Origin of the sequence: Pedobacter nyackensis (assembly GCF_032678475.1) — a bacterium.
GTDB lineage: Bacteria > Bacteroidota > Bacteroidia > Sphingobacteriales > Sphingobacteriaceae > Pedobacter > Pedobacter nyackensis_A.
This window is the reverse complement of the sequence record NZ_JAVTSF010000004.1, coordinates 72,754-86,368: the sequence shown is the minus strand read 5'-3', so window position 1 is coordinate 86,368 and position 13,615 is coordinate 72,754. Positions and strand designations below refer to the sequence as shown.

The window sequence follows — 13,615 nt, the reverse complement described above, 5'->3', positions numbered from 1 at the left end:
AATCCTGATTCTTCAGACGGAAAGATATCAAAGTAATTTCGGTGAATCAATTTTAATAGATATGAAAAATAAAAGAAACGTTTTTTACAGCCTGCTAATCACAATGGCAGGAGCAATTTATTTTCCCGTACAGGCTCAGCAAAAAAGTGACGCTCAAAATGTCGTTCAAACCAAAGACGTCATCCCTTCTCAGGGACCCAACAGCATCGTTCGTACAATCAAACAAGATCGAAAAGGTAACATTTGGATTGCTTCATGGGAGGGTGTTTTTAAATATGATGGAAAATCTTTTACCAATATTACCAGTAAAGTTAGTCCGGCCCGTTTTTTTTCTGTTTTAGAAGATAGAAAAGGAAATTTTTGGTTCGCTTCTATTGGCTCAGGTGTTTATTATTACGATGGGAAATCCTTTCAAAACTTTACAACCAGGGATGGACTTGCTAATGATCGGGTTACTAATATTTATGAAGATAAAGCCGGTAATATTTGGTTTGGCACTGAAGGCGGAGCGAGCCGTTACGATGGGAAATCCTTTCGGAATTTTAAAATGAAAGAAGGCGCTGCCATTACTCAGACTGATTCTATCCATACTTCTGTTTACCAGTATCAGCTTCCGGAAGTTCATTGGATGCATAACGATATTAATTCTATTATTGAAGACAAAACAGGAAAACTTTGGTTTGGTACAAGGGGGTATGCCTCCGTTTATGATGGAAAGACATTTACCACTATAACCAATAAAGACGGCAAACCTTTTGCGAATGTTCGTTCGATAATCAAAGATAAAAAAGGTAATATTTGGCTGGGGGGAGATGATGGCCTTTGGCGCTATGACGGCAGTACATTTACCAATTTCACACAAAAGTTTGTTGGTTATATCTATGAAGACAAAAAAGGCAATATCTGGACTAGTTCAGAAACTTCTAATGGCCAAAGTAGAGCACTTTCTAGTGGTAGTGTTAATACCAAAACCTGGGCCCTTTCCCGTTATGATGAAAAGTCTTTGTCTGGTAAAAAGCCAACTGTAACTGAAATAACAAATAAACCAATGATTTTCGGGATTTTAGAAGATGATAAAGGAAATATTTGGTTTGGCACTTTCGATGGCGTGTATCGTTATAATGGAAATACCATTACCAGTTTCAACGGTAAAAATTTTTGATGATATTTATCGAATCCATGGAAGAACTAATTTGGCTGGATTGGCTTAGTTTACAAAAGGATAAATAAAACATTTTAAATTGAAATTTCGAATATGAAAAAATATCTATTGCTTTTATTAACTGGCATTTCATCGACAGGTTTAATGGCCCAAAAAAATACTGATGTTCCTTTCCAATTACAGGGGACAGTCAATTTACCTAGTTACGACTCGGGCAAACGGGCAATCTATTTTACCTATCAAAAAAAATGGAAAAGAGGTTTTAGATAGTGCAATAATTAAAGAGAACAAATTCAGTTTTAGAAGCACTGCTGATGTAGATATTAAAGCCTCATTACAATTTACTAAGCCCAATACTTCACCAAATGCAGCAGCTGACCCTAATTCATTAAGTCTGTATCTCTCTAAAGGATTGGTAAATGTTAGTGCAAAAGGCTATTTGCGTAAATCGGTAATCAGTGGATCGATAGTAAATAGTGAATATATGGCTTTTAAAAAACCATACTTAAAGTTAGATACTTCATTGCGCTTATTAGGTTGGAAAAAAAGAAGAGTAAAAGCAGAAGATATTGTAAGAGGGAAAATGGTTGACGCAGAGATAGATAGTGTGAAAAGTTTGAAGCTCACTCAATTGTCAGAATTTTTATCTAAAAATATCACCAAACCTTATGCTACCGAAGCACTGCAGATGTATGTAAGCACTGATGCTTCTGCTTTCAATTTAAATAAAGCGCAACAATTTTTCGATCAACTGCCGGCTAAACAAAAAAATACCACGTCGGGTAGGGAGATCAAAACTGCCTTATCTAAGTTAACAGAGAAAATGGTAAGCATTAATGTTTTAAAAAATGTTGATTTTTATGATGGCTATGCAGAAAAGGTAACTCACCCCGTGGCTAAAGGTGTAACACGTATCAGTAATGCTGAGTACCTGTGTCAGCTTAGTCCAGCCGAAATAGATAAGATTGGCAAAACATTAAAAGTAAAAGTGACCATTAAATCGGGATGTGATAACTATGATAGAATTGGGCATGTGACTTTGGTTGTTATGCCAAAAGGGGAAAAATTTAATTTAGAAAAAGGGGAACAATTTGAACTTTTAAGGATCATGACGCCGTTTATGTATCGTACCCGTCAGCCAGACCACATTCCTTACGAAGCGCAGATAGACCAGATGGTTAGTACGATAAAACAAGCTGGAAAGGATATTTATTTATTGACAGAGGTATTTGGTACAACCGGGGCTGGGCAACGAGAGGTAATTGGTTGCGATGGTTCATTGCTAACTTTTAATGTATCTGTAGATTTAATCAGTGATAAAGTGAAAGATTTGTCTATACAAAAAGGAATTTCATTACTAAGTTATTATAGTTTAGATGGCAAAGATAAAACTGCTGGGAAAAACAGTAAACAAGTAAACTTCGAGCTACCTGGTAATACTAAAACAACAGTTCTTTATCTTATTTCATCAGGACATGGAGCAGCCGAAGGTGGGGAAGAATATAATTGGAGGGAACATGTAGTGGATCTGGACGGTAAAGAATATACCCGATTGGAAATGAGCCAAAACTGTGCACCTTATGAGATGTATAATACTCAGCCAAACGGTATTTATTTTGGAGATATTAGTAAAGAACGTCGTTCATGGTGTCCTGGAGGCCCGGTACCTACACGTATAATTAATCTCGGCCCTTTGGCAAAAGGAAATCATACTTTAAAAATATCAATTCCCGAGGCCGAATTTGAAAAAACAGATAGTAAGTATTATGTGTCGGCATATTTGATAACGCAATAATCCGATGTCTTTCTCTTATCTTTGCCAACAATTCAATATTTCCATACTGTGATTAATGTAAATAACATCTCCGTTTCATTTGGCGGAACCACTCTATTTAGCGACGTAACCTTTCCAATAAATGAGAACGATAAGATCGCTCTGATGGGTAAAAATGGTGCAGGCAAGTCGACCATTCTAAAAATTATTGCCGATGTGACTAAACCTACTTCTGGTAGCGTGACAGGTCCAAAGGACGCAGTAATAGCGTATTTGCCACAGCATTTGCTGACCGAGGATAAGGTTACCGTTTTTGAAGAAACGATGAAAGCTTTTGAAGAGGTAAACCAGATGCAAAAAGAGCTTGATGAGCTGAATGAGCAGCTTACTATTCGTACTGACTACGAAAGTGATGACTACATGAAGCTGATCGAACGTGTTTCGGAACTGAGCGAGAAATTTTATTCGATAGAAGAAGTCAATTATGATGCAGAGGTAGAAAAGGTGCTAAAAGGCTTAGGTTTCGAGCGCAAAGATTTTACCCGTCAAACTTCTGAGTTTTCGGGTGGATGGCGCATGCGGATTGAGTTGGCTAAAATTCTGTTAAAAAAACCTGATCTCATCTTACTGGATGAACCTACCAATCACATGGATATTGAAAGTATACAATGGTTGGAGGATTTCTTGATCAACTCAGCAAAGGCTGTCGTTGTGATCTCGCACGATCGTGCCTTTGTAGATAATATCACCAATCGTACCATTGAGGTTACGATGGGCAGAATATACGATTACAAAGCCAAGTATAGTCATTATCTCCAGTTGCGTGCCGACCGTCGCGTACACCAATTGAAAGCTTATGAGGAGCAACAACGTTTTATTGCAGATAACCAGGAATTTATCGATCGGTTTAGAGGAACTTACTCCAAAACCTTGCAGGTTCAATCGCGTGTTAAGATGCTTGAAAAACTCGAAGTTATTGAGATCGATGAAGTAGATACTTCGGCATTACGATTGAAATTCCCGCCATCGCCACGCTCTGGTCAATATCCGGTAATTGTAGAAGAGTTAACAAAAGCTTATGGCGATCACGTTGTGTTTGAAAAAGCGTCGATGGTGATCGAGCGGGGAGAAAAAGTGGCTTTTGTCGGTAAAAATGGTGAAGGTAAGTCTACCATGATCAAAGCCATCATGAACGAGATCGACTTTGAAGGAGACTTAAAAGTAGGTCACAATGCCAAAATCGGATACTTTGCTCAAAACCAGGCAGCATTGCTTGATGAGAACCTTACGGTATTTGAAACTATTGACCAGATCCCATTAAGCAATGGTGCTGTAAAAATAAAAGACCTTTTAGGCGCCTTTATGTTCAGTGGGGATGATACCACGAAAAAAGTTAAAGTACTTTCCGGAGGTGAAAAAACCCGTCTGGCAATGATCAAGTTGTTGCTGGAACCCGTAAATGTGCTAATACTGGATGAGCCAACCAACCATTTGGACATGAAAACCAAAGACATTATCAAAGATGCCCTTAAGGATTTCGATGGTACTTTGATTCTGGTATCCCATGACAGGGATTTCCTGGATGGGTTGGCAGAAAAAGTATTCGAGTTTGGTAACAAGCGTGTCCGTGAGCATTTTGAGGATATCAAAGGGTTCCTTGCTTACAAAAAAATGGATAGCTTAAAAGAAATCGAACAAAGCTAAATTGTATACATCTTGATTTAAGTCTGAGTTAAATCAGGTAAGGGGTCAAACTATATGTAAACAGGGTCTAAGCTAGGTCTAAACAGGGTGTAAACAGGGTCAGTAACCCGGTTTACACCTGGTTAAAACACTGCTATTAAAAAGCAAATTTATCGTTCAACCCTATCTCTTACAAAGCACTTACCGGAATAAATCTTATACCTCTTATAAACAAATTTTAAAATAAAATTATACGCTCGATACCTGCAAGTTTTACCAGAACTTCATGGTTATTATGGCATAATAGTCAATCTATTTCTGTTAATTCGCCTTAAGAATTGTTTTTCTTATTAAAGCGGATTATCATCTCGGTCGATATAGGTGGAAAAGTTTTAATTTAGAAATGCAGATTTTCAATAATAAACAACGAAAACAAATTATATACTGATGAAAAAAAGTACGTCATTGACCTGTTTACTATTTTCTTTATTTGCTTTATCATTGTCGGGAGCTTCATTTGCTTTTGAGCAACCCGGTAGTAAGCTGGAAAAATCTAATTCCCGTGAGTATTGGGTTTCAGTACTTATAAAAATTTCGGATCCTGTTTTGCGTAATTTAAGCAAAGCGCAGTTAAGGACAAACATGCCGGTTGTATGTAAAGAACCCAATCGCAAAAATGTGGCACATCTGGAAGCTTTTGGACGTACGCTTGCTGGTATTGCTCCCTGGTTGGAACTTGGGGCCGATCAGACAAAAGAGGGAAAGTTACGGGCGGAGTATATAAGTATGACACGCAAAGCGCTGAGCGTTTCCGTTGACCCTTCGTCACCTGATTTTCTGAATTTTAGTTCAAAGAATGGTCAGCAACCGTTAGTTGATGCTGCATTTCTCGCTCAGGGACTATTACGGGGCTATACCCAGTTGTGGGAGCCTCTTGATCAACAAACCAAGGATAATGTTGTAAATGCCTTAAAAAGTTCACGAAGTATAAAACCAGGGCAAAACAACTGGCTTTTATTTAGTGCCACAATAGAAGCATTTCTGATAAAGTCAGGAAATGGCGGAAATATTGAACCCATAGTTTATGCGCTAAATAAACATGCTGATTGGTATAAAGGAGATGCTACCTATGGAGATGGTCCGGATTTCCATTGGGATTACTACAATAGTTTTGTAATTCAACCCATGATGCTGGATATTGTCAAGGTTTTGAAGGATAAGCAAATGGACAGTACTATATCCTATGATAAAGTTTTGAAACGTGCCCAAAGATATGCGGTGATACAAGAGCGGTTGATTTCCCCTGAGGGAACCTTTCCACCCGTTGGCCGGTCATTGGTTTATCGTTATGGGGCATTTCAGGTATTATCCCAGGTGGCATTGCTTAACAAACTCCCTGAAGAGATTTCGCCGGCACAGGTTCGTAGTGCTTTGTCGCTTGTAATTTATCGCCTAACCGAAGCCCCCGGAACATTTGATACAAAGGGCTGGTTAAATGCCGGGTTCTATGGCAATCAGCCAGGTCTTGCCGAATATTACATTACTACTGGAAGTTTGTATCTCTGTACAGTTGGACTATTACCATTAGGTTTGCCCGCCAATGATTCATTTTGGACTAGTCCGGCAAAAGATTGGACAAGTAAGAAGGTTTGGAAAGGTGTTGATTTGCCGGCTGATCATGCCTATACAGACTAATGTCGTTCTGTAGGTTAATGTCACTAAATCAATTTGTTAATCTCACAAATTGTGATCTTTTTTTTGTAAATTTGGATAGGGCAAAACTAATTCTAATGAGATGAAAAAATTAACATTATCTGTTATGGTTTTGCTATTTCTAGCCATAACAGGCGGGGTTAAAGCTCAGAGTGACGCTATGATGAAAGCGTGGACGAGTTATATGACTCCAGGAGATGTACACAAAATGATTGCAAAAAGTGATGGGAAGTGGAATGCTGAGGTAACCATGTGGATGGAGCCAGGTGCTGAACCATCAAAAAGCAAGGCTGTTTGTGAAAACAGTATGATTTTGGGTGGACGGTATCAGCAATCTGTTCATAAAGGAACAATGATGGGTATGCCATTTGAAGGAATGAGCCTTCTGGGGTACGACAATGCAAAGAAAACATTTATATCAAGCTGGGTAGACAATATGGGAACCGGCATCATGCAGATGGAAGGCACCTGGGACGAAGCTACAAAATCAATCAACTTTAAGGGTAAATGTGTTGATCCGGCTACGGGTAAGGATATGGATATCCGTGAAGTATTTAAATTGGTAGACGACAACAATCAAATTATGGAAATGTATTGTACTACCGATGGTAAGGAAATGAAAACCATGGAGATTAAATTTTCCCGGTAGTAATGTTAAGGGAATGTTTTTGGACATTCCCTTATTTTATAACAGTAAATTGATCTATATGAATCAAAAAACGCGTATTACTTTTGTAGAAGTCTTTAACGGTGATTATATGCATGCTTCTCTCATTCAACAGTTACTTCAGGAGCACGAAATCCCATCCTTTTTAAGGAATGAGCTCATGGGAAGTTTGGAGCCTTTCGCGGTGGTCGCAGGTGGTGCAAACCCAGTATCAATTGAAGTTTCAAGTATCAATTATGAATTTGCGACCAGTTTAATAGCTGAGTTTAATAATGCCATTCCTGAAGAAGAATAATATGAATTTTTAATTTATTAGTAAATGTGTGGTTACAACTAGGAAACTTAAAGAGGGAAGACGTATTTTGCGATAGTATCTCTAAGTATTTTTCTTGTTAACACATTTACATAAATTTAGAATGAATAATCCCGCTTGCAGAAATTTGAAAAGCTATTTAGGACTTATGTTCCTTTCGGTCTTTTTTATTTCCTGCTCCTTTAGAAAAGAAAAGATATCTCCAAATCAGTTGAACCTGGTTCCGTTCAAAAATCAGGTAGGTGCGCTAAATCTTCCTGATCACATCGCAGCAATTCATGCCCCTTTTCAAATGCCGCAATTAAAGCGACCTTTATTCCCTGCACTAAGTGAAAGTATTGTTGCAAACGGAGCTAAAACCGGAACAAAGGCGACAAAGATAATTCAGCAAACTATAGATGATTTAAACGCTAAGGGGGGCGGTACCGCCATTATTCCTAAAGGGAGATGGTTTACTGGTCGTATAACTTTAAAGAGTAATGTGAACCTGCATCTGGAAGATGGGGCAGAACTACATTTTAGTGGAGATATAGCAGACTACCTACCTGCAGTATTTACCAGAAATGAAGGGATTGAGGTCATGTCGCTCGGTGCCTGTATTTATGCCAACGGACAGGAGAATATTGCACTGACAGGAAAAGGACGCCTGGTAGGCCCGGAAAAAGGAGGCTCAGTTCGTACACAGACGATGACTACCCAGGTCATTGAAGAGTTTGTAGATCTTAGTAAACCGGTATCACAGCGCATTTATGAAGGTCACAATGGTAGCCCGGTTCTTCCACCAATGTTCATTTCACCTACTAATTGTAAAAATGTACTGATTGAAGGAGTGTCATTAGAGAACACTGCATTCTGGAACATCGTTCCTGTTTATTGTGATGGGGTGATTATTCGTGGGGTAACAGTCAATTCTGTAGGGATTCCACGTGGTGATGGTATCGATATCGAATCTTCAAAAAATGTGCTGATAGAATACAGTACCCTAAGTAGTGGTGATGACTGCTTTACGATTAAAGCAGGACGTGGTGAAGATGGGATTCGTGTAAACAAAGCTTCAGAGAATATTGTAATTCGCTATTGTTTGGCAAGAGAAGGACATGGCGCTATTACTGTTGGCAGTGAAACGGCGGGAATGATCAGAAACTTGTATGTACACGATTGTGTTTTTGATGAAACCGGAAGCGGCATTCGCTTTAAAACCCGCAGACCTCGCGGTGGTGGTGCCGAGAATATATACTACGATAGAATTAGAATGGCTATTAGTGGTACAGCGTTTAACTGGGATATGTTGGGCAGTGCGCAACATGTGGGTGACTTGGCAAACAGATTACCAGCAAGGGAAATCAACCCGCTTACGCCCAGTTTCAAAAATATTGTTGCCCAAAACATTGTGGTCGAAAGTGCAAGCCAGTTTGTAAAGGTTAACGGTATTCCTGAAAGCCCATTAAGTAATGTGCGAATAGAACATGCCGACATCAAATCAGATAAACTATTTGCAGCTGCCGATATAAACAATTTTACGGTAAGAAATGCTAAGGTTGAAGCCAGGGACTCAAAAATCAATCTATTGGGTGCAGGGAAACTGATTTTTGAAAATGTACAATTTCTGGTGCCTGGAGCTACTTTAAATGTAGTAGCTTCTTCTGATGAAGATGTGAAATTCATCAATTGTAAACCAACTGGCTTAGTTCCAACTAAAGTTGTAAATTAACCGGAAATTTAAATTCTAATATGATATGACCAGAACCGTATTTTTCGTCGTTGCACTTTTTCTAATGATATGCACTCAGAAGGAGGTGCAGGGACAGCGTAAACCTGTTGATAAGAAAGCAAATCAAACATTACGCGTACTAACGTACAATATTCATCACGCTAACCCTCCTTCAAAGCCAGGATTGATTGATTTAGATGCCATTGCTCGGGTGATTATAGACTCCAAAGCAGATGTAGTGGCATTACAGGAAGTGGAAAATGGAGCGAACCGTACCGGAAAGACAGATCAGGCGAAATTACTTGGAGAAAAGACAGGTCTTCATTATCAGTTTTTCAAGGCTATAGATTTCGATGGCGGAGAATATGGGATTGCTGTATTAAGTCGTTACAAATTGAGTGATATTAAATTGGTCCCACTTCCTCAGCAGGTTACTGATGAGAAGCGTGTACTGGGCTACGCAACTATAAAAGTTGGTAAGCAAGATATCATATTGGCAAATACACATTTGGATGCAAGGAGAACAGATGAGAATCGTGTTGTTCAAATGGAGCGTATCTTAAAAGAATTTGAAAATACGGCTTTGCCTGTAATCCTGTGTGGTGACTTAAACGCTGTTGCCGGTACAGAAGTTATTAACTTGCTGGATGGACAATTTAAACGTACCTGTACAGAAAATTGTGGATTTACAATACCTGAAGTGACCCCAACTCATACCATAGATTTTATTGCTGGTAAAAATTTGAAATGGCCGGTGTTGGAACACAAGGTAATTGATGAACCGTATGCCTCAGATCATCGCCCTGTTATTGCAGTTTTTAAAACAGGCAAATAAAGGATAGCTGTTTATCATACGGGCCCCGTCTGTTAGTAATACTAATTGACGGGGCTTTTGGTTGTTTGCGTACTATGTTAAATGCCGTTTTCTGCTGTCAAAATTATTGGTTTGCCGGAGGTAACCAATATGGTGTGTTCATGTTGAGCTACAAAACCACCTTTATTGCCGACAAAAGCCCAGCCATCTGCTGCGGTATCTGCAATGGTCGATTTGGTGGCGATAAAGGTTTCGATGGCAACCACACCGTCTTTCCTGAACCGTCTTGAATTATCGTATTTGTCGTAGTAATTCATTACGCCATCCGGTTCTTCGTGTAAGCTACGTCCAACACCATGTCCTCCTAAATTTCGGATAACTGTAAATTCGTTTTTCTTTGCATTCGTTTCTATGAACTTCCCGAGATCGGATAGTTTAACCCCGCCACTGATTTGTGAAATTGCATCAAGCAGTATTTTTCTGGAAGTATCAATCAAATGCTGAACATCCTGAATATCTTCTCCAATCAAAAAAGAGCATCCGTTATCCGACCAGAAACCACCCAATTCTGCCGATACATCAATATTGATGATGTCCCCGTTTTTAAGGATAACATTTTCGGACGGAACACCATGGGCAAATTCTTTATTTACGCTAATACAGGTATAACCGGGAAAAGCATAGGTTAAAAATGGAGCTGATTTTGCACCCAGATCTTCCAGTATTTGTCTGCCATATTCATCAATCTCTTTCGTGGACATGCCTGTTTTCGTATATGCACGCATTTTTCTCAAAGTAAGCGCAACAGCGTTACTTACTTTTTTGATGCCTTCCAGCTCTTCTTCTGTCTTTATAATCATGATCCGTTTTATGCAAAGTTATAGGTCTTGTAATTAAGCCCATAGTAAATATTAGACATCAGAATGCTCGTTAGTGTTTTACATTTCATGTAAATTTGCAGTATGCCGATAAATTACCTGAAGCACATACAACTAGGAAGATTTAATGAGACAGATTACAGAATTAACCCCGCAAATGGAGTTGATACTGTAATTGAAGGGTATTATGTTTTCTCAAAAGATCCAGACAATGATACTCACCTGATATTTAACGATGGTTTTCCAGTGATTGTATTTCTTCCAAATGAAGACGACAGTATTACTGTGACAACTGAAAATGACAGGTTCGAAATTAAATCGGCATGGGTAAGTGCAGGTGCGATTAAAAACGTTTATGTAAAATATAACAACAATACCAGTCAGGTTTTTATCATTCGTTTCTTTCCCGCTGCATTTTATCAGTTATTTGGCCTGGAATCCCAGTACTTTAGAAATCGGCCAATTTTATCGTTTCAGGAGATTGCCGGAAATAATAATTTTAGTATAAAAACGTTTTTTACTTATCATACTATCGGGCAAAAGATTGAATACGTCGAAACATATATTCAAAATTCTCTTGCAAAGATCGAAGCAGCAGAAACCTTAAATAAAACGTTAAACTACATCCATAAAACAAAAGGGCTGGGTACCGTACGGAAGCTGAGCAATGATGTCGGCGTTAACTACAAATGGTTAGAACGGAGTTTTGTTAAAAATATCGGTTTGCTACCCAAGGAATACCTCCAGCTTCAACGCTTTATGCATGCCTATCTCGGCCTCACAGGAAATCAGGAAGTTAATTTGATGGATACGGCCCTGTCAAACGGCTATTACGATTACAACCACTTTCTGAAAGATTTTAAAGCGTATACCGGAAAGACGCCCTTAGCTTATTTGAAGCTTTATTTGTAAGGTCATATACGAGATGTAATGCTCCGTTCACAGCCCGATTAGTGTGTTTTTTGGCATAGCGGAATACTGATTGTTAAGGTATTTTCAATTTAATTTTTTAATATTGGCTGTATTAAATTCTTGTTTTTTTATAGGGTAAGCAGATTATGAGGGATTTCAGTAAGTATTCAGACCAGGAACTTGCCGCTTTTTTGCGGTCTGGTGATACTGCTGCATTCAAAGCTATCTATAAAAAATACTGGGATAAGCTCCTTGTGGTTGCAGGTAAACGATTAGATGATCTGCAGGAAGCCGAAGAAGTATTGCAGGATATATTTTTGAACCTTTGGCTAAGAAGGGCGGATTTTCAGCTCCGCATCAGTTTCGACAATTACTTTGCCGTTGCTGTAAAATTTCAGATCATTAACAGGCTGGCAAAACGTTCCAGAGAAGCTTTAAGAAATAAAGCTTTTGCTGTTGATAGGGTAGAAACAACAGAGCCCGTGACTGTTCAGTTCGATTTAGCACTTTTACAACAACAACTTAACGATACCATCGATACTTTACCCCGCAAATGCCAGCTAGTCTTTAAAATGAGCCGTGAACAGGAGTTGTCCAATAAGGAAATTGCCAAAGCACTCGACATTTCCGAAAAAACGGTTGAAAAACATATGACCAGCGCACTAAAAACTTTAAGGACACGTTTCGGGAATCTCCTTCCTGTATTGATGCTGTTGATCAGATATTGATATTTTATTAAAAAAATCATCAAAAAAGGTAGGGTTGTTTGAATTTCATTTGACTATCTATTTAAACAAGCCTGATGAAAGCACCTATTTCAACTGAACGGATAAACCTTTTGGCTCAAAAGTGGCAGGAAGCCAGAATTACTGAGGAGGAACTACTGGAATTTAATGCCTGGTACACTTCTTTTGATGAGGTGCTGGAGGTGGACAATGGGGAGCGACGCGAACAGACAGAAACCAGGCTCTATGAATCCATTGTGAACAAAGCACAGATCGGATCTCGTCACCGCATAACTTTATGGACGCGAATTGCTGCTGCTGCGGTATTGATTATTGCGGTCGGAACAGGCTTGTATCTGTTTCAGGCATCAAAAAGCCGCTTAAAAGAAGCGCAATTGAAAATGGCCGCGGCGTACCAGATCAAACCCGGGGGAAATGTTGCTTCTTTAATTCTTGGAAATGGAAAAACTGTGCCTTTGAGTACAGCTAAAAATGGTATAGCATTCAATGCAACCGGACTAACTTATGATGATGGAACTGCTGTTCAGCCTGATGCTATTATGGATCTAAAAGATGATCTCACAGTAATTACCCCACGTGGCGGAAGTTATCAGATCGCACTTCCCGACGGTACCAGGGTTTGGCTGAATGCCGCATCCCGTTTAACTTATAAAAATCCTTCAAAACATAAGGCTAAAACAAGAACCCTTGAGTTGAGTGGCGAAGGTTATTTTGAGGTCGCGAAAAATAAAACCTTTCCTTTTGTCGTGCTTTCAGGGGGACAGCGTGTTGAAGTCCTCGGTACACATTTCAATATCAGTAGTTATCCTGACGAACCTGTTGTTAAAACGACTTTATTGGAAGGGAGCGTCCGTGTAGAACCTGTCGGTTATACCACTGGTTCGCATATTTTGAAACCAGGTGAACAGTCCCTTTTTAAAGGTCATTCTATTCAGGTTAAACAGACAGATACGGAGGAAGTTATCGCATGGAAAAATGGCTTTTTTAGATTTAATGAAGAATCTTTGACCAGTGTTATGAATAAAATATCCCGCTGGTACAATGTCGATTTAATATATGAAGGCGGGGTTAAAAAGTATGAACACATAGCCTTAGGTGGTTTTGTATCCCGTCATAAAGATTTAGGTACCGTGCTCAAGGTCATTGAACAGACCGATCAGGTACATTTTGAGGTCAAAGAAAAGAAAGTAAGGATTATACTGTAGCATTTGCAGTGAAAACAAATGAGTCAATTAATTAAAC

The 13,615-nt window shown here is 39.0% G+C and carries 12 protein-coding genes; 11 read left to right on the top strand and 1 reads right to left on the bottom strand.

Annotation, left to right across the window (positions count from 1 at the left end):
• Nucleotides 1-61 precede the first annotated feature (61 nt).
• The 8 genes from R2Q84_RS14290 to R2Q84_RS14255 all read left to right on the top strand — a co-directional run bounded on the left by R2Q84_RS14290 (nucleotide 62) and on the right by R2Q84_RS14255 (nucleotide 9,858).
• Complete coding sequence (locus R2Q84_RS14290; RefSeq protein WP_316817244.1) at nucleotides 62-1,162, top strand: two-component regulator propeller domain-containing protein; 1,101 nt, start codon at nucleotides 62-64, stop codon at nucleotides 1,160-1,162.
• Nucleotides 1,163-1,325: 163 nt separating this feature from the next.
• Nucleotides 1,326-2,957: a peptide-N-glycosidase F-related protein gene (locus R2Q84_RS14285; RefSeq protein ID WP_316817243.1), complete on the top strand. Its 1,632-nt coding sequence runs from the start codon at nucleotides 1,326-1,328 to the stop codon at nucleotides 2,955-2,957.
• Nucleotides 2,958-3,005: 48 nt separating this feature from the next.
• Nucleotides 3,006-4,640, top strand: coding sequence for an ABC-F family ATP-binding cassette domain-containing protein (locus R2Q84_RS14280; protein ID WP_316817242.1), 1,635 nt, complete (start codon nucleotides 3,006-3,008; stop codon nucleotides 4,638-4,640).
• Nucleotides 4,641-5,066: 426 nt separating this feature from the next.
• On the top strand, nucleotides 5,067-6,314 hold the full coding sequence (locus R2Q84_RS14275; protein WP_316817241.1) for a DUF2264 domain-containing protein: 1,248 nt from the start codon (nucleotides 5,067-5,069) through the stop codon (nucleotides 6,312-6,314).
• 100 nt (nucleotides 6,315-6,414) lie between these two features.
• Nucleotides 6,415-6,981: a DUF1579 domain-containing protein gene (locus tag R2Q84_RS14270; protein WP_316817240.1), complete on the top strand. Its 567-nt coding sequence runs from the start codon at nucleotides 6,415-6,417 to the stop codon at nucleotides 6,979-6,981.
• A 58-nt stretch (nucleotides 6,982-7,039) separates the two neighbouring features.
• A complete protein-coding gene (locus tag R2Q84_RS14265) occupies nucleotides 7,040-7,294 on the top strand; it encodes a putative signal transducing protein (RefSeq protein WP_316817239.1) in 255 nt (84 codons plus the stop codon).
• 121 nt (nucleotides 7,295-7,415) lie between these two features.
• Entirely contained in the window at nucleotides 7,416-9,023 is a 1,608-nt protein-coding gene (locus R2Q84_RS14260; RefSeq protein WP_316817238.1) for a glycoside hydrolase family 28 protein, read from the top strand.
• Between the two features lie 25 nt (nucleotides 9,024-9,048).
• Nucleotides 9,049-9,858 (top strand): endonuclease/exonuclease/phosphatase family protein, encoded by an 810-nt coding sequence (locus R2Q84_RS14255; RefSeq protein WP_316817237.1) that lies wholly within the window; start codon nucleotides 9,049-9,051, stop codon nucleotides 9,856-9,858.
• A 77-nt stretch (nucleotides 9,859-9,935) separates the two neighbouring features.
• Here R2Q84_RS14255 and map read toward each other — a convergent pair whose 3' ends face one another.
• Nucleotides 9,936-10,697: a type I methionyl aminopeptidase gene (map, locus tag R2Q84_RS14250; RefSeq protein WP_316817236.1), complete on the bottom strand. Its 762-nt coding sequence runs from the start codon at nucleotides 10,695-10,697 to the stop codon at nucleotides 9,936-9,938.
• 102 nt (nucleotides 10,698-10,799) lie between these two features.
• Here map and R2Q84_RS14245 point away from each other — a divergent pair, with 102 nt between their 5' ends.
• From R2Q84_RS14245 to R2Q84_RS14235, 3 genes are all read left to right on the top strand, one after another.
• Entirely contained in the window at nucleotides 10,800-11,627 is an 828-nt protein-coding gene (locus R2Q84_RS14245) for a helix-turn-helix domain-containing protein (RefSeq protein WP_316817235.1), read from the top strand.
• 146 nt (nucleotides 11,628-11,773) lie between these two features.
• On the top strand, nucleotides 11,774-12,355 hold the full coding sequence (locus R2Q84_RS14240; protein WP_316817234.1) for an RNA polymerase sigma-70 factor: 582 nt from the start codon (nucleotides 11,774-11,776) through the stop codon (nucleotides 12,353-12,355).
• Nucleotides 12,356-12,429: 74 nt separating this feature from the next.
• A complete protein-coding gene (locus R2Q84_RS14235) occupies nucleotides 12,430-13,578 on the top strand; it encodes a FecR family protein (protein ID WP_316817233.1) in 1,149 nt (382 codons plus the stop codon).
• Nucleotides 13,579-13,615: the final 37 nt, after the last annotated feature.

Bases quoted from the DNA above. Each gene is read 5' to 3' on its own strand.
- R2Q84_RS14290 (WP_316817244.1), top strand. From the start codon at position 62: ATGAAAAATAAAAGAAACGTTTTTTACAGCCTGCTAATCACAATGGCA.
- R2Q84_RS14285 (WP_316817243.1), top strand. From the start codon at position 1,326: ATGTTCCTTTCCAATTACAGGGGACAGTCAATTTACCTAGTTACGACT.
- R2Q84_RS14275 (WP_316817241.1), top strand. From the start codon at position 5,067: ATGAAAAAAAGTACGTCATTGACCTGTTTACTATTTTCTTTATTTGCT.
- R2Q84_RS14270 (WP_316817240.1), top strand. From the start codon at position 6,415: ATGAAAAAATTAACATTATCTGTTATGGTTTTGCTATTTCTAGCCATA.
- R2Q84_RS14265 (WP_316817239.1), top strand. From the start codon at position 7,040: ATGAATCAAAAAACGCGTATTACTTTTGTAGAAGTCTTTAACGGTGAT.
- R2Q84_RS14260 (WP_316817238.1), top strand. From the start codon at position 7,416: ATGAATAATCCCGCTTGCAGAAATTTGAAAAGCTATTTAGGACTTATG.
- R2Q84_RS14255 (WP_316817237.1), top strand. From the start codon at position 9,049: ATGACCAGAACCGTATTTTTCGTCGTTGCACTTTTTCTAATGATATGC.
- map (WP_316817236.1), bottom strand. From the start codon at position 10,697: ATGATTATAAAGACAGAAGAAGAGCTGGAAGGCATCAAAAAAGTAAGT.
- R2Q84_RS14245 (WP_316817235.1), top strand. From the start codon at position 10,800: ATGCCGATAAATTACCTGAAGCACATACAACTAGGAAGATTTAATGAG.
- R2Q84_RS14240 (WP_316817234.1), top strand. From the start codon at position 11,774: ATGAGGGATTTCAGTAAGTATTCAGACCAGGAACTTGCCGCTTTTTTG.
- R2Q84_RS14235 (WP_316817233.1), top strand. From the start codon at position 12,430: ATGAAAGCACCTATTTCAACTGAACGGATAAACCTTTTGGCTCAAAAG.